Origin of the sequence: Cellulomonas jepli (assembly GCF_047229345.1) — a bacterium.
GTDB lineage: Bacteria > Actinomycetota > Actinomycetes > Actinomycetales > Cellulomonadaceae > Cellulomonas_A.
Genome location: NZ_JBFTER010000031.1, coordinates 15,746 through 30,869 on the forward strand (window position 1 = coordinate 15,746; position 15,124 = coordinate 30,869).

A 15,124-nucleotide genomic window follows, 5' to 3' on the forward strand; every position below is an offset into this window, starting at 1 on the left:
GCGCAACGGGAGGCCCCGGGGCCTGCGGTTCACCCGGGTCCGCGGCCGGGAACGCCCGTGCGGGGCGCGCGCCGTCCGCCGTTGACCGTGGTCCGGCCCGGGGCCAGGGTGGGCGCATGGGCAGCCACGACCGGGGGACGCGCGCGTCGGACGAGGTCGCGACCGGTCCCCGCGAGCGCAGCGGCCGGCACGCGGGGCAGGCGTCCGGGTCGCCCGCGGTGCGCGCGACCGGTCTGCGCGTCGTGCGCGGGGGCAAGGGCGGCACGGTCGTCCTGCCCGGCCTCGACGTCACGGTCCCGGCGGGGCAGGTCGTCGGGCTGCTGGGGCCGAGCGGGAGCGGCAAGAGCACCTTCATGCGCGCGGTCGTCGGGGTCCAGGAGGTCGCCGGGGGAGCGGTCGAGGTGCTCGGGCTGCCCGCCGGGTCGCCCGCGCTGCGGCACCGCGTGGGGTACGTCACGCAGTCGCCGAGCGTCTACACGGACCTCACGGTCACCGAGAACCTGCGCTACTTCGCGGCGGTCGTCGGCGCCCGACCGGACGACGTCGCGCGCGTGCTCGACGACGTGGACCTCACCCGGCACGCGCGCCGGCGCACGGGCGGGCTCTCGGGCGGCGAGCTCGCGCGCGTGTCGCTGGCCGCGGCCCTGCTGGGCCGCCCGGACCTGCTCGTGCTCGACGAGCCGACGGTCGGCCTCGACCCGGTGCTCCGGCGGGACCTGTGGGACCTGTTCCGCCGGCTGCGCGACGGGGGGACGACGCTGCTGGTGTCGAGCCACGTGATGGACGAGGCGACGCGCTGCGACCGGCTCCTGCTGCTGCGCGAGGGACGGCTCGTCGCGGACACGGACCTGCCCGAGCTCCTCGCCCGCACCGGGGCGGCGGACGTCGAGCAGGCGTTCCTCACGCTCGTGGAGCGCGACGCGGCGGTCGCCGGGTGACCGCGCGCCTCACGCTCGCGACGGCCGCACGGGTGCTGTCGCAGCTCCGGCACGACCACCGCACCCTCGGGATCATGCTCGCGCTGCCGTGCCTGCTGCTGGGGCTCGTCGCGTGGATCTACGACGGCACGCCCGTGCTGGACCAGTTCGGCCCGCTGCTGCTCGGCCTGTTCCCGATGATCGTGATGTTCCTGGTCACGAGCGTGGCGACGCTGCGGGAGCGGACGACGGGCACGCTCGAGCGGCTCATGGCGACGCCGATCGGGCGGGGCGACGTCGTGGCCGGGTACGCGCTCGCGTTCGGGCTCGCCGCCGTGGTGCAGGCGCTCGTGCTGACCGGGGTCGCGGTCGGGCTGCTGGGCATGGACGTCGCCGGGCCGGTGTGGGCCGTCGGGCTGGTCGCGGTGCTGAACGCGGTCCTCGGCTCGACCCTGGGCCTGGCGGCCTCCGCGCTCGCCCGCACCGAGTTCCAGGCCGTGCAGCTCATGCCGGCGATCGTGTTCCCGCAGATCATCGTGTGCGGCATCCTGCTGCCGCGCGACCAGCTGCCGGCCGTGCTCGAGGCGGTCTCCCGGGTGCTGCCGCTCACCTACGGGGTCGACGCGCTGCAGGTGCTCGCGGCCGGCGGCGGGCTCGCCGACGTGCGGGGCGACGTGCTCGTCCTCACCGGCTTCATCCTCGCGGCGGTCGTGGTGGGGGCGACGACGCTCCGGCGGCGGACACCCTGACCGGGCGCGGCGGGCCCCGTCGGTAGTCTGGCGCCGTGACCACTCAGCAGAACGTCCGCGTCGCGGTGCTCGGTGGCGGGGTGATGGGCGAGACGGTCGTCTCGGCGCTCCTGTCGGCGGGCTGGTCCGCGGACGACGTCGACGTGACCGAGCAGTACGCCTCGCGCGCGACCGAGCTCGCGCAGCGGTACGGGGTCAACGCGTCGGACACGAACCCGGACACGGTCCGGCACGCCGAGGTCGTCGTCGTCGCGCTCAAGCCGAACGTCGTGGGGGCGGTGCTCGACGAGGTCGCGGGCTCGGTGCGGCCGGGGACGCTCGTCGTCACCGTCGCCGCGGGCCTGCCGGTCGCGTTCTACGAGCAGCGGCTGCCCGAGGGCACGCCCGTCGTCCGGGTCATGCCGAACACGCCCGCGGTCATCGGCCACGGCGCGAGCGCGATCGCGCCGGGCACGCACGCGACCGACGAGCACCTCGCGCTCGTCGAGCGGGTCCTCGGCGCGACCGGTCTCGTGGTCCGGGTCGCCGAGAAGGACCTCGACGCCGTCACCGCGATCTCGGGCTCCGGCCCCGCCTACGCGTTCTACGTGATCGACGCGCTCGCGGAGGCCGGCGTGCTGCTGGGGCTCACGCGTGACCTCGCGTCGCGGCTCGCGGTCGCGACGGTCGAGGGGGCCGCGGCCCTCGCGCAGCAGAGCGGCGAGCACCCGGTGGTGCTGCGCGAGCGGGTCTCCTCGCCGGGCGGGACGACCGTCGCGGGGGTGCGTGCGCTCGACGCCCACGGGGTGCGCGCGGGGATCCTCGCCGCCGCGGAGGCCGCGCGGGACCGCTCGCGCGAGCTCGCCGCCGAGTCGGCGAAGTAGGCACCGCCGTGACCGCCGGCGTGGGTACGCCGCGCCCGCCCGCGATGAGCGACGTCGCCCAGCTCGCGGGCGTCTCCCACCAGACCGTCTCCCGGGTGCTCAACGACCACCCGAGCGTGCGCGCGGAGACGCGGGAGCGCGTGCTCGACGCGATCGCGACGCTCGGCTACCGCCGCAACAGCGCCGCGCGCGCGCTGGTGACCCGGCGCTCGGGCACGATCGGCGTCGTGACGACGGGGTCGGTGCTGTACGGCCCGACGAGCACGCTCGTCGCGCTCGAGGAGGCCGCGCGCGACGCCGGCTACTTCGTGAGCGTCGCGACGATCAGCGTGTTCGACGCCGCGACGATGCACCGCGCGCTCGAGCACTTCATGGGGCAGGGCGTCGAGGGCATCGCGATCATCGCCCCGCAGGTCGAGGTCACCGAGGCGGTCGCGTCGTTCGACGCGCCGGTCCCGGTCGTGATGATCACGAGCTCGGCGCAGCCCGCCGGCTCGACGATCCGGACCGTGACGGTCGAGCAGACCGACGGCGCGCGGCAGGCGACCCGGCACCTGGCCGAGGCGGGCCACCGCGAGATCGTGCACCTCGCAGGCCCGCAGGACTGGTTCGACGCACGCGACCGGCTCGCGGGCTGGCGCGGGGAGTGCACCGAGCTCGGTCTCGCGGTCCCCGAGCACATCGAGGGCGACTGGACCGCCGAGCGCGGCTACGCCGTCGGGCTGCGGCTCGCGCGCGAGGGGGCGCCGAGCGCGGTCTTCGCGGCGAACGACCAGCTCGCGCTCGGCCTGCTGCGCGCGTTCTGGGAGAACGGGCTGCGCGTGCCGCAGGACGTCGCGGTCGTGGGCTTCGACGACGTCGCGGGCTCGGCGTACTTCATCCCGCCGCTGACGACGGTCCGCCAGGACTTCGCGGCGCTAGGGCGCCTGGCGATCGACGTGCTGAGCGACGCGCTGGCCGGGTCGGACGTCGCGCGCCCGGCCATCCCGGCGACGCTCGTGGTGCGGGCGAGCTCGGTGCTGCCCGCGGGCTGACGCTCAGCCCTGCTCGACCGGGATGTCCGTGAGCCGGAAGTCCACGTCCCCCTCGCCCGTGCCGCGCTGCAGGGTCACCGTCGCCGGCGAGCCGATCGCGGGGTAGACGACGGTGAACACGGCGGTCTGGCCCGGGTCGACCCGCTTCTTGGTGTCGATCTCGCACGCGCACGTGTGGACGACCCGGTCGATGTACGGCACCGGGTAGTCGAGCGGGTGCACCGCCGTGCCGCCCTGCAGCACGTGCAGCCCGCCCATGCTCGTGCCCTCGGAGCACGTGACGCCGCCGCGGGTGACGGAGCCTCCCTCGAAGAAGCTGGGTCCTCACGCGGAGCCGTCGGCGCCGGACTCGTTGGTCACCTCGACGGGCACGACGAGGTGCCCGTCGACCAGCCGCGCCCGGGAGGCCCGGACCCGGAAGTCGACCGGGCCGGCGTCGAGCCGGACGTCCTCCGCCCCGGTCGCGGTGAGCGCGGGTGAGGGTAGCCAGGGCGCTCGCGCAGCGTCGGCGCCGACCCGGACGGCGGTACGGACCGTGCGCGTGCACGGCGCGCCCGGGTCGCGGCGTGCACGGCGCGTCCGGCTCGCGCGGCCCACCCGCTGCCCGCTCTCGCCGCGGGCGAGCGGGTAGTCTCGGGGGTCGTCGCGGCGCACCTCGTGCTGCGGGCGAGCAGCTGCCGGCCCCCGGTTCACAGGGCCGGCGGGACCGGGGGCCCGAGGCGTGCGGTGACGCGCGAGGCGGACCCGCTCCTGCTTGACTTCCCTCATGTGAGCGTTAACATTGACGCGCCGCGGTGATCTGCCGACGGCGCCCCCGGACCGGCGCGCCGCCGCAGCCGCCGGGTGCCCACCACGTCACGGACCGGAGCGACATGGCCGTCGATCCCCAGCACGCCCTCGACCCGCGCGCCGCGATCACGCAGGGCGCGACCGCCCTCGGCATCGAGCTCGGCTCGACCCGGATCAAGGCCTGCCTCGTCGCCCAGGACGGCACGGTGCTCGCGAGCGGCAGCCACGACTGGGAGAACCAGTACGTCGACCGCGTGTGGACGTACTCCCTCGACGCGGTCTGGACCGGCCTGCAGGAGTGCTACGCCGCCCTGCTCGCCGACGCGGAGCAGCGGCACGGCGTGCGGCCGACGACGTTCGGTGCGCTCGGCGTGTCCGCGATGATGCACGGCTACCTCGCGTTCGGCGCCGACGGCGAGCTGCTCACCCCGTTCCGCACGTGGCGCAACACGACCACCGAGCGCGCCGCGACCGAGCTCACCGAGCTGTTCGGCTACAACATCCCGCTCCGCTGGTCCGTCGCCCACCTGTACCAGGCGGTCCTGGACGACGAGCCGCACGTCCCCGCCGTCGCGTCCGTCACGACGCTCGCGGGCTACGTCCACCGCGCGCTCACGGGCCGGCACGTGCTGGGCGTGGGCGACGCGTCGGGCATGTTCCCGATCGACCCGGCGACCCGCACCTACGACGCGCGCCTGCTCGGGCTGTTCGACGAGCGCGTCGGCGCCCGCCGCCCGGGCCTGCGGCTCACCGAGCTGCTCCCCGAGGTGCTCGTGGCCGGCCAGGAGGCCGGCCGGCTCACGGCCGAGGGCGCCGCGCTGCTCGACCCCACCGGGACGCTGCAGCCCGGCCTCCCGCTGTGCCCGCCGGAGGGCGACGCGGGCACCGGCATGGTCGCGACCAACGCCGTCGCGCCGCGCACGGGCAACGTCAGCGTGGGCACGAGCATCTTCGCCATGGTCGTCCTCGAGCGGCCGCTCGCGCGGGTCCACGACGAGCTCGACCTCGTGACGACGCCCGCGGGCGACCTCGTCGCGATGGTGCACTGCAACAACGGCGCGAGCGAGCTCGGGGCGTGGGCCGAGGTGTTCGGCCGGTTCGCGACCGTCCTCGGCTCCCCGGCGGCGCCGGACGAGGTCTTCGGGGCGCTGCTCCGCGAGGCGCTCGAGGGCGAGAGCGACGGCGGCGGCCTGCTCGCCTACAACTACCTCTCGGGCGAGCCGATCACCGGCCTGGCCGAGGGGCGCCCGCTCGTCGTGCGCACGCCCGGCAGCCGGCTCACGCTCGCCAACTTCGTGCGGACCCAGGTGTACGGCGCGTTCGGGACACTGAGCCTCGGCATGCGGGTGCTCGAGGCGGAGGGCGTCGGCATCAGCACGCTCTTCGCGCACGGCGGCATGTTCCGCACCGCGGGCGTCGCCCAGCGGCTGCTCGCCGCCGCGGTCGGCGCCCCCGTGGCGGTCGCGCGGACGGCGAGCGAGGGCGGGCCGTGGGGCATCGCGGTGCTCGCGGCGTACCTCGCCGCCGCCGACGAGCTCGAGCTCGGCGCCTTCCTCGACGCGAGGATCTTCGGCGACGCGGCGGCGGACGTCGTCGAGCCCGACCCGGCCGACGTCGCGGGCTACGCGACGTTCCTCGACCACTACGTCGCCGGCCTGGCGATCGAGCGCGCCGCGGTCGAGGCGATCGGCCACCAGGACCGACCTGCCCGCGCCTGAGCGAGCAGGACGACACGACGCAGGAGGACGGGCATGACGCGAACCCTGGACGGCTACCCGCAGGAGGTGCGCGACGTCGTCGCGCGCACGCGCGAGGTGGTCTCGACCCTGCACGCCGAGCTCCCGCGCTGGGGCCTGGTGGTGTGGACGGCCGGCAACGTCTCGCAGCGCGTCGTCGTCGACGCCGCCGGACCCGGGGAGGACGACCTGTTCGTCATCAAGCCGAGCGGGGTCACGTACGACGAGCTCACGCCGGGGTCGATGGTGGTGTGCGACCTCGACGGGAACCTCGTCGACGGGACCCGCGCGCCCTCGTCCGACACCGCCGCGCACGCGTACGTGTACCGGCACATGCCCGAGGTGGGCGGGGTCGTGCACACCCACTCGACGTACGCGACGGCCTGGGCGGCGCGCGCCGAGCCCGTGCCGTGCGTGCTGACGATGATGGCCGACGAGTTCGGCGGGGACATCCCGGTCGGCCCGTTCGCGCTCATCGGCGACGACTCGATCGGCCAGGGCATCGTCGAGACGCTGCGGGACTCGCGCAGCCCCGCGGTCCTGATGCGCAACCACGGGCCGTTCACGATCGGGAAGGACGCCAAGGCCGCGGTCAAGGCCGCCGTCATGGTCGAGGAGGTCGCACGTACCGTGCACATCTCCCTCCAGCTCGGCACCCCGCTGCCGATCGGACAGGCGGACATCGACTCGCTGTACGCCCGGTACCAGAACGTCTACGGGCGCACGCCCGCAGCGACCGACGAGCCGGCGACGTCGCCGGTCACGCCCACAGAGCAGGAGAGCACGCGATGACGAAGCCGTACGCGGACCGCGAGGTCTGGTTCCTCACGGGGAGCCAGGACCTGTACGGCGAGGAGACGCTGCGCCAGGTCGCGGAGCAGTCGCAGGCGATCGCGCGCGAGCTCGACGACTCCTCGGACGTCCCGGTCAGCATCGTCTGGAAGCCGGTCCTCAAGGACTCGGCATCGATCCGCCGGGCCGCGCTCGACGCGAACGCGGACGACCGGGTCATCGGCGTGATCGCGTGGATGCACACGTTCTCGCCCGCGAAGATGTGGATCGCCGGCCTCGACGCGCTGCGCACCCCGCTGCTGCACCTGCACACGCAGGCGAACGTCGAGCTCCCCTGGGACACGATCGACTTCGACTTCATGAACCTCAACCAGGCCGCGCACGGCGACCGCGAGTTCGGGTACATCCAGTCGCGCCTGAACGTCGCGCGCAAGACCGTCGTCGGGCACGTGAGCAACCCCGTCGTCCAGCGGCGCATCGGCACGTGGGTCCGGGCGTCGGCGGCGTGGGCCGCGACGCACGAGCTGAAGCTCGCCCGCTTCGGCGACAACATGCGCAACGTCGCCGTCACCGAGGGTGACAAGACCGAGGCGGAGCTGCGGTTCGGCGTCTCGGTGAACACGTGGGGCGTCAACGACCTGGTCGCGGCGGTCGACGCCGTCGCCGAGGACGCGATCGATCCGCTGGTCGCGGAGTACGAGGACCTGTACGACGTCGCGCCCGAGCTGCGCCGCGGCGGCGAGCGCCACGAGTCGCTGCGCTACGGCGCACGCCAGGAGCTCGCGCTGCTGCAGCTGCTCGGGGACCTCGGCGCCACGGCGTTCACGACCAACTTCGAGGACCTCGGCGCCCTGCGCCAGCTCCCGGGTCTCGCGGTCCAGCGGCTCATGGCGCAGGGCTTCGGCTTCGGCGCGGAGGGCGACTGGAAGACGGCCGTGCTCGTGCGCGCCGCCAAGGTGATGGGTGCCGGGCTGCCCGGCGGCGCGTCGCTCATGGAGGACTACACGTACGACCTGACGCCGGGCGACGAGAAGATCCTGGGCGCGCACATGCTCGAGATCTGCCCGACGCTCACGACGTCGCGCCCGTCGCTCGAGGTGCACCCGCTGGGGATCGGCGGCAAGGAGGACCCGGTCCGCCTGGTCTTCGACACCGACCCGGGCCCGGGCGTCGTCGTCGCGCTCTCGGACATGCGTGACCGCTTCCGGCTCACGGCCAACGCGGTCGACGTGGTCGCCCCCGACGCGGCCCTGCCGAACCTGCCCGTCGCGCGTGCCGTGTGGCGTCCGCAGCCGGACTTCTCGACGTCCGCCGAGTCGTGGCTCACGGCCGGCGCCGCGCACCACACGGTGCTCACGACGGCGGTCGGGGTCGAGGCGTTCGAGGACTTCGCCGAGATCGCGCGCACGGAGCTGCTGGTCATCGACCAGGACACGACCCGTCGCGGGTTCCGCGAGCAGGTCCGCTGGAACGCCGCGTATTACCGACTCGCGCAGACGATCTGAGGCCCACTCCTTTCGTTCGACATGTGAATGCAAGCGCACCCCGGTCCTCGGGTGAGGACCGGGGTGCAGTAGCGCCCGGGGGTCGGCAGGTGAGACGTGGGAGCGCTCCTGGCCTGCGGAAACTCACCCGCCCTCGTTATCAACTTGCAACGCGATCGCCCGGTCCCTGCCTTGACTTCTTGAATCCAACGTCAGGACACTGGTCCAGCACGCTTCCCCGTGCACACGGTGGCGTCCCCAGCGCCGCCGGTGAGCTCCCGGCCCAGGGCGGAGTCGCCCCGGAGCACGGACCACCACACCGCAGCACCCTCTCGAGGAGGAGATGGTCATGAAGAGGTTCAAGTTCGCAGCAGTTGGTGCTGCTCTCGTGCTCAGCCTGACGGCATGCGCAGGCGAGGGCGCCGGCAGCACGTCCGACGAGTCCGCCGGTGCCGGCAGCGACGACGGCCAGAAGTCCGTCGGCGTGGCCATGCCGACCGAGACGTCGGAGCGCTGGATCGCCGACGGCAACGCCGTCAAGGAGGGCCTCGAGGGCGCCGGCTACACCGTCGACCTCCAGTACGCCGGCGACGACATCCCCACCCAGTCGCAGCAGATCGACCAGATGATCACCAAGGGCGTCGACCTGCTCATCGTCGCCTCGATCGACGGCACCGCGCTCTCGAGCCAGCTCCAGGCCGCGGCCGACGCCGGCATCCCGGTCATCGCGTACGACCGCCTGATCCGCGACACCGAGAACGTCGACCACTACGTCACGTTCGACAACTACAAGGTCGGCGTCCAGCAGGCCACGTCGCTGCTCGTGGGCCTCGGCCTGCAGACGGCCGACGGCGCCGAGGGCACCGCGACCGGCCCGTTCAACGTCGAGCTCTTCGCGGGCTCGCTGGACGACAACAACGCGCACTTCTTCTGGGACGGCGCGTTCGACACGCTCAAGCCGTTCATCGACTCCGGCAAGATCGTCGTGCCCTCGGGCCAGACGACGATCGAGCAGGCGGCCACGCTGCGCTGGCTCCAGGAGACGGCGCAGAAGCGCATGGAGGACCTGCTCACGGGCTCGTACTCCGGCGGCCAGAAGGTCGACGGCGTGCTCTCGCCGTACGACGGCATCTCGCGCGGCATCATCACGGCGCTGCAGAACGCCGGCTACGGCTCCGGCGACTCGGCCATGCCGATCATCACCGGCCAGGACGCCGAGATCGCCTCCGTCAAGCTCATCCGTGACGGCGTGCAGTTCTCGACGATCTTCAAGGACACCCGCAAGCTCGCGGCCCAGGCCGTCGCGGCGTCCGAGGACTTCCTCTCGGGCAACGAGCCCGAGGCGAACGACACGAAGACGTACCACAACGGCGTCAAGGTCGTCCCGTCCTTCCTGCTCGAGTCGGACATCGTCTACGCCGACAACATCCAGTCGCTCCTGATCGACACGGAGTACTGGACCGAGGAGCAGGTCGCGTCCGGCCAGGCGTGACCTGACCCGACCACCGGCGCCCCCGGGCGCACCGGTACCCAGCCCGCCGGGCAGCACACCACCGTGCTGCCCGGCAGGGCTGCGGACCCCCACTCCGCACCTAGTAGGACGGTCGAGCATGACCACCCAGAACATCCTGGAAATGCACTCCATCACCAAGACCTTCCCCGGGGTCAAGGCGCTGCAGGACGTCTCGCTCGCCGTGCGGCGCGGTGAGATCCACGCGATCTGCGGCGAGAACGGTGCCGGGAAGTCGACGCTGATGAAGGTGCTCTCGGGGGTCTACCCCGCGGGCACGTACGACGGCGAGATCCGCTTCGAGGGCGAGACGGTCGAGTTCGGCTCGATCAACGACTCCGAGGACCGCGGGATCGTGATCATCCACCAGGAGCTCGCGCTCGTGCCGTTCCTGTCGGTCGCGGAGAACATCTTCCTGGGCAACGAGCGCCAGGGCCGCGGGCTCATCGACTGGAACCGCACGAACCACGAGGCAGCCGAGCTCCTCGCGCGCGTCGGCCTCCACGAGAACCCCGTGACGCCCGTCGGCCAGCTCGGCGTCGGCAAGCAGCAGCTCGTCGAGATCGCCAAGGCGCTGTCGAAGCGCGTCAAGCTGCTGATCCTCGACGAGCCGACCGCGGCGCTCAACGACTCCGACTCGGCGCACCTGCTGGGCCTGCTGCGCCAGCTCCAGCAGCAGGGCATCACGTCGATCATGATCTCCCACAAGCTCAACGAGATCGCCGAGGTCGCCGACTCCACGACGATCATCCGCGACGGCCGCACGATCGAGACCCTCGACATGCAGGCCGACGCGGTCACGCAGGAGCGCATCATCAAGGCGATGGTCGGCCGTGACCTCGACCACCGGTACCCCGAGCACACGCCCACGATCGGTGCCGAGGTCCTGCGGGTCGAGGACTGGACGGTCTACCACCCCACGCAGGTCGACCGCGTCGTCGTCGACCACGCGAACCTCGACGTGCGCGCCGGCGAGATCGTCGGCATCGCGGGGCTCATGGGTGCCGGGCGCACCGAGCTCGCGATGAGCCTGTTCGGGCGCAGCTACGGCCGCAACATCTCCGGCAAGGTCTTCCTGCACGGCAAGGAGATCCAGACCCGGACCGTCTCCGAGGCGATCGACCACGGCATCGCGTACGCGACCGAGGACCGCAAGAAGTACGGCCTCAACCTCATCGAGGACATCCGCTCGAACGTCAGCGCGGCGAACCTCGGCGGGATCTCGAAGCTCGGCTGGATCAACGGCAACGAGGAGATCAAGGTCGCCGAGGAGTACCGGGCGAGCATGAACATCAAGTCGCCGACGGTCATGGCCCTCACGGGCAAGCTCTCCGGCGGCAACCAGCAGAAGGTCGTGCTGAGCAAGTGGATCTTCACCGATCCCGAGGTGCTCATCCTCGACGAGCCGACGCGCGGGATCGACGTCGGCGCCAAGTACGAGATCTACACCATCATCAACGGCCTCGCCGACGCGGGGAAGGCGGTCGTCGTCATCTCCTCCGAGCTCCCTGAGCTGCTCGGGATCTGCGACCGGATCTTCACGCTGTCCGCCGGTCGCATCACCGGCGTGCTCACGCGCGAGGACGCGACGCAGGAAGGCCTCATGGAGCTCATGACCAAGGAAAGGGAGACAGTCCGATGACTGCGGTATCGGCCTTCAGGGAGATCTTCACGCGCAACCTGCGCCAGAGCGGCATCTACATCGCGTTCGTCGCGATCGTCGGCCTGTTCGCGATCCTCACCGACGGCGTCCTGCTCAGCCCGATCAACCTCACGAACATCGTGCTGCAGTACTCCTACATCCTGATCCTCGCGATCGGCATGGTGATCGTGATCATCGCCGGGCACATCGACCTGTCGGTCGGCTCGGTCGTCGCGCTGACGGGTGCCGTCTCCGCGGTCCTGGTGATCAAGAGCGGCCAGCCGTGGTGGGTCGGCATCCTCGCGGCGCTCGCCGTCGGCATCCTGGTCGGCGCCTGGCAGGGCTTCTGGGTCGCCTACGTGGGGATCCCCGCGTTCATCGTGACGCTCGCCGGCATGCTCCTGTTCCGCGGCATGACGCTCCAGGTGCTCCAGAACATCTCGCTCTCGCCGTTCCCGGCGGAGTACCAGAAGGTCGCCGGCGGGTTCCTCAACGGCTTCCTCGGCGGGCAGGGCTTCGACGTCTTCACGCTCGTCATCGCCGCCCTCGCGGTGGTCGGCTACGCGGTGAGCTCGTTCCGCTCGCGCGTCGCCCGCCTGCGCTACAAGCAGACCGTCGAGGCGTTCCCGCTGTTCGTGCTGCGCATCGTCCTGATCGGCGCCGTCGTCATGGCGTTCGCCTACCAGCTCTCGCGCAGCCGCGGCCTCCCGATCGTGCTCATCATCCTCGGCGTGCTCGTGCTCGCCTACTCGGTGATCACGAACCGCACGGTGTTCGGCCGGCACGTGTACTCGATCGGCGGCAACCTGCACGCCGCGCAGCTCTCGGGCGTCAAGGTCAAGAAGGTCAACTTCTGGATCTTCGTGAACATGGGTCTGCTCTCGGCGATCGCCGGCGTCGTGTACTCCTCGCGCTCGAACGGCGCGCAGCCCGCGGCCGGCAACATGTTCGAGCTCGACGCGATCGCCGCGTGCTTCATCGGTGGCGCGTCGACGACCGGTGGTGTCGGCAAGGTCACCGGCGCGATGGTCGGTGGTCTGATCATGGGCGTCATGAGCAACGGCATGCAGCTCATGGGCATCGACCAGTCGGTCCAGCAGATGATCAAGGGCCTCGTGCTGCTGCTGGCCGTCGCGTTCGACATCTACAACAAGCGCCGCGCGAGCACCGCGCGCAGCTGACGCAGGCGGGCCGCCGAGCAGGCGGTCGAGGAAGGGCCCCCGTGCACCGTGCGCACGGGGGCCCTTCCTGCGTCTGCGCCGTCGCCTGCCGGAGCGCGGCTCAGGCGGTGGTGAACGCCTCGGTCACGAGGGCCGCGACGCGCGCGACCACCGCCGAGCTCGCCTCGACCGAGCCGGTGCCGGCCACGGCCGGGGAGGTGTAGACGGCGAGCACGACCGGGGCCCCGGCGGGCGGCCAGAGCACCCCGACGTCGTGCACCTCGCCGTTCGGGCCCGTGCCGGTCTTGTCCCCGACGGTCCACCCCTCGGGGACGCCGGCACGGATCCGGTCCTCGCCCGTGGTGCTGCCGCGCATCCACCCGACGAGCGGGTCGCGGCTCTCGGGCGGCAGGCCCTCCTCGACGGCGAGGAGCCGCAGGTCGGCGGCGACCTGCGCGGGCGTCGAGGTGTCGCGCTCGTCGCCGGGTGCGCCCTGGTTGAGCTCGGGCTCGAGCCGGTCGAGGCGCGTGAGCTCGTCGCCGAGCGTGCGCACGTACGCGGTCACGCCGGCCGGGCCGCCGACGAGGGTCATGAGCGCGTTGGCGGCGGTGTTGTCGCTCTGCGTGATCGCCGCGTCGCACAGCACCGCGACGGGCAGCTCACCGCCCTCGTGCTCCGCGGTCACGGGGGAGTGGTCGACGACCTGACCGGCCGGGATCGGGACGGGCTCGCCGAGCAGCGCGGGGCGCTCGGCGCGCAGCGCGAGGGCGGCCGCGACGACGAGCACCTTCGCCGTCGAGCAGAGCAGCACGCGCTCGTCGGCCCGGTGCCCGACGACGGCGCCGGTCCCGGTGTCGATCGCGGCGACCCCGAGGGTCAGCCCCGACTCGGTCTCGAGCGCGGCGAGGGCGGCCTGGACCCCGGCGGTGTCGATCGCGGGGGCGCCCTGCGCGGACGACGCGGTCGGGGCCCCGGTGGGCGACGGCGTCGCCGTCGCCGTGGCCGCGGCGTCGGGGGAGCCGGGCGTGCACCCGACGAGCGGCACCACGAGGCCCGCGAGCCCCGCGAGGAGGACCGTGCGCCGCGTGGGGCTGCCGGCGTGCGGCGTGCGCGCCGCGGCGTCCCTGGTCGGGGCGGGCCGCGCCGTGCGGGCCGTGCCGGTCGTCGTGCCGGTCGTGCCGGTGGTGGTGGGCGTGCGCCAGACGTGCGCTCCGTCGTGCATGCCGGTCCTCTCGTCCCTGCGGCCCCCGTCGCGGGTGATCCTACGGACGCATCCGGGACCTTCGTCTCGTGCGGCGTTACCAAGCCGTGATCCAGAGTCTCTTGTCATCCGACATGTGAGCGCTAACATCGGGTACAACGGGTCGAAGACGACTCGGCGTTGCTGCTCAAGGAGGAGAAGCATGGTCAGCAGGAAGAACGCTCGGCACCGCCTCGCGGGTGCGTTCGCCGGCGTCGCGGTGCTCGCGCTCGGCCTCACCGCGTGCGGTGGCGGGGACACGGACGCCGGCGGGGACGCCGACGCGACCGGTGACTCCGGCAGCGGCGACCTCATCACCGTCGGGTTCTCCCAGGTCGGCGCCGAGAGCGGCTGGCGCGCGGCGAACACGAAGTCGATCCAGGAGACCCTGACCAAGGAGAACGGCTTCGACCTCAAGTTCTCCGACGCGCAGCAGAAGCAGGAGAACCAGATCCAGGCGATCCGGTCCTACATCGCGCAGGGTGTCGACGTCATCGCGTTCTCCCCGGTCGTCGAGTCCGGCTGGGACACGGTGCTCGAGGAGGCCAAGACGGCCGGCATCCCGGTCGTCCTGACGGACCGCGCGGTCGACTCCGAGGACGAGTCCCTCTACGTGAGCTTCCTCGGCTCCGACTTCGTCGTCGAGGGAGAGAAGGCCGGCCAGTGGGTCGTCGACGAGTACGGCGACGAGGAGGTCAACATCGTCGAGCTCCAGGGCACGACCGGTGCCGCGCCCGCCAACGACCGCAAGGCCGGCTTCGAGTCGGTCATCGAGGGCCACGACAACCTCAAGATCATCGCCTCGCAGACCGGCAACTTCACGCGCTCCGAGGGCAAGACCGTGATGGAGGGCTTCCTCCAGGCGAACCCGGACATCGACCTCGTCTTCGCGCACAACGACGACATGGGCCTGGGCGCGCTCGAGGCCATCGAGGCCGCGGGCAAGGTGCCGGGCGTCGACATCAAGATCGTCGCGGTCGACGCGGTCAAGGACGGCATGCAGGCGCTGGCCGACGGGAAGTTCAACTTCCTCGTCGAGTGCAACCCGCTGCTCGGCCCGCAGCTCGCCGAGATCGTCAAGCAGGTCGACGCCGGTGAGACGCCCGAGAAGCGGATCATCACCGAGGAGACCACGTTCACCCAGGAGCAGGCCAAGGAGGCCCTGCCCACCCGGGAGTACTGACCCCGCGACCTCGACCGGCCCGCCG

Annotated in this window: 14 protein-coding genes; 11 read left to right on the forward strand and 3 right to left on the reverse strand. The window is 72.5% G+C overall.

All coding sequences use genetic code 11. From position 1 onward, the window contains the following. Positions 1-116: 116 nt before the first annotated feature. From AB6N24_RS09495 to AB6N24_RS09510, 4 genes are read left to right on the forward strand one after another with little or no spacing between them, the layout of a single operon-like run. Positions 117-938, forward strand: a complete 822-nt coding sequence (locus tag AB6N24_RS09495) for an ABC transporter ATP-binding protein (RefSeq protein WP_412869154.1) — start codon at positions 117-119, stop codon at positions 936-938. Then, the gene (locus AB6N24_RS09500) at positions 935-1,666 is read left to right on the forward strand and encodes an ABC transporter permease (RefSeq protein ID WP_412869155.1); all 732 of its coding nucleotides are present in this window, start codon (positions 935-937) and stop codon (positions 1,664-1,666) included. The genes AB6N24_RS09495 and AB6N24_RS09500 overlap by 4 nt, the downstream gene beginning before the upstream one ends. 35 nt (positions 1,667-1,701) lie before the next feature. Beyond that, positions 1,702-2,529, forward strand: a complete 828-nt coding sequence (gene proC, locus AB6N24_RS09505; RefSeq protein ID WP_412869156.1) for a pyrroline-5-carboxylate reductase — start codon at positions 1,702-1,704, stop codon at positions 2,527-2,529. 44 nt (positions 2,530-2,573) lie between these two features. Continuing rightward, complete coding sequence (locus AB6N24_RS09510) at positions 2,574-3,563, forward strand: LacI family DNA-binding transcriptional regulator (protein ID WP_412869157.1); 990 nt, start codon at positions 2,574-2,576, stop codon at positions 3,561-3,563. 3 nt (positions 3,564-3,566) lie between these two features. On the opposite strand, the gene AB6N24_RS09515 is transcribed toward AB6N24_RS09510, so the two are convergent. Further along, complete coding sequence (locus AB6N24_RS09515; protein WP_412869158.1) at positions 3,567-3,821, reverse strand: hypothetical protein; 255 nt, start codon at positions 3,819-3,821, stop codon at positions 3,567-3,569. Positions 3,822-3,887: 66 nt separating this feature from the next. Then, the gene (locus tag AB6N24_RS09520) at positions 3,888-4,217 is read right to left on the reverse strand and encodes a hypothetical protein (protein WP_412869159.1); all 330 of its coding nucleotides are present in this window, start codon (positions 4,215-4,217) and stop codon (positions 3,888-3,890) included. Between the two features lie 218 nt (positions 4,218-4,435). Between AB6N24_RS09520 and AB6N24_RS09525 the strand changes: the two genes are divergently transcribed. The 6 genes from AB6N24_RS09525 to mmsB all read left to right on the forward strand — a co-directional run bounded on the left by AB6N24_RS09525 (position 4,436) and on the right by mmsB (position 12,697). Beyond that, on the forward strand, positions 4,436-6,070 hold the full coding sequence (locus AB6N24_RS09525) for a xylulokinase (protein ID WP_412869160.1): 1,635 nt from the start codon (positions 4,436-4,438) through the stop codon (positions 6,068-6,070). A gap of 33 nt (positions 6,071-6,103) precedes the next feature. After that, positions 6,104-6,880, forward strand: coding sequence for an L-ribulose-5-phosphate 4-epimerase (locus AB6N24_RS09530; RefSeq protein ID WP_412869161.1), 777 nt, complete (start codon positions 6,104-6,106; stop codon positions 6,878-6,880). Next, positions 6,877-8,385 carry an L-arabinose isomerase gene (gene araA, locus AB6N24_RS09535; RefSeq protein ID WP_412869162.1) on the forward strand — a complete coding sequence of 503 codons (1,509 nt, stop codon included), beginning with the start codon at positions 6,877-6,879 and terminating at the stop codon, positions 8,383-8,385. Before AB6N24_RS09530 ends, araA begins: the two co-directional genes overlap by 4 nt. Before the next feature lie 328 nt (positions 8,386-8,713). Next, positions 8,714-9,856 (forward strand): multiple monosaccharide ABC transporter substrate-binding protein, encoded by a 1,143-nt coding sequence (gene chvE, locus AB6N24_RS09540; protein ID WP_412869163.1) that lies wholly within the window; start codon positions 8,714-8,716, stop codon positions 9,854-9,856. A gap of 118 nt (positions 9,857-9,974) precedes the next feature. Beyond that, the gene (mmsA, locus tag AB6N24_RS09545; RefSeq protein ID WP_412869164.1) at positions 9,975-11,516 is read left to right on the forward strand and encodes a multiple monosaccharide ABC transporter ATP-binding protein; all 1,542 of its coding nucleotides are present in this window, start codon (positions 9,975-9,977) and stop codon (positions 11,514-11,516) included. Then, positions 11,513-12,697 (forward strand): multiple monosaccharide ABC transporter permease, encoded by a 1,185-nt coding sequence (gene mmsB / locus AB6N24_RS09550; RefSeq protein WP_412869165.1) that lies wholly within the window; start codon positions 11,513-11,515, stop codon positions 12,695-12,697. The genes mmsA and mmsB overlap by 4 nt, the downstream gene beginning before the upstream one ends. 100 nt (positions 12,698-12,797) lie before the next feature. Here the strand turns inward: mmsB and bla are convergent, their stop codons facing one another. After that, the gene (gene bla, locus AB6N24_RS09555; RefSeq protein ID WP_412869166.1) at positions 12,798-13,898 is read right to left on the reverse strand and encodes a class A beta-lactamase; all 1,101 of its coding nucleotides are present in this window, start codon (positions 13,896-13,898) and stop codon (positions 12,798-12,800) included. 181 nt (positions 13,899-14,079) lie between these two features. Here bla and AB6N24_RS09560 point away from each other — a divergent pair, with 181 nt between their 5' ends. Continuing rightward, the gene (locus AB6N24_RS09560) at positions 14,080-15,099 is read left to right on the forward strand and encodes an ABC transporter substrate-binding protein (RefSeq protein WP_412869167.1); all 1,020 of its coding nucleotides are present in this window, start codon (positions 14,080-14,082) and stop codon (positions 15,097-15,099) included. Positions 15,100-15,124: the final 25 nt, after the last annotated feature.

Coding starts and splice junctions, on each gene's coding strand:
- AB6N24_RS09495 (WP_412869154.1), top strand. CDS start 117: ATGGGCAGCCACGACCGGGGGACGCGCGCGTCGGACGAGGTCGCGACC.
- AB6N24_RS09510 (WP_412869157.1), top strand. CDS start 2,574: ATGAGCGACGTCGCCCAGCTCGCGGGCGTCTCCCACCAGACCGTCTCC.
- AB6N24_RS09515 (WP_412869158.1), bottom strand. CDS start 3,821: ATGGGCGGGCTGCACGTGCTGCAGGGCGGCACGGCGGTGCACCCGCTC.
- AB6N24_RS09525 (WP_412869160.1), top strand. CDS start 4,436: ATGGCCGTCGATCCCCAGCACGCCCTCGACCCGCGCGCCGCGATCACG.
- AB6N24_RS09530 (WP_412869161.1), top strand. CDS start 6,104: ATGACGCGAACCCTGGACGGCTACCCGCAGGAGGTGCGCGACGTCGTC.
- araA (WP_412869162.1), top strand. CDS start 6,877: ATGACGAAGCCGTACGCGGACCGCGAGGTCTGGTTCCTCACGGGGAGC.
- chvE (WP_412869163.1), top strand. CDS start 8,714: ATGAAGAGGTTCAAGTTCGCAGCAGTTGGTGCTGCTCTCGTGCTCAGC.
- mmsA (WP_412869164.1), top strand. CDS start 9,975: ATGACCACCCAGAACATCCTGGAAATGCACTCCATCACCAAGACCTTC.
- mmsB (WP_412869165.1), top strand. CDS start 11,513: ATGACTGCGGTATCGGCCTTCAGGGAGATCTTCACGCGCAACCTGCGC.
- bla (WP_412869166.1), bottom strand. CDS start 13,898: ATGCACGACGGAGCGCACGTCTGGCGCACGCCCACCACCACCGGCACG.
- AB6N24_RS09560 (WP_412869167.1), top strand. CDS start 14,080: ATGGTCAGCAGGAAGAACGCTCGGCACCGCCTCGCGGGTGCGTTCGCC.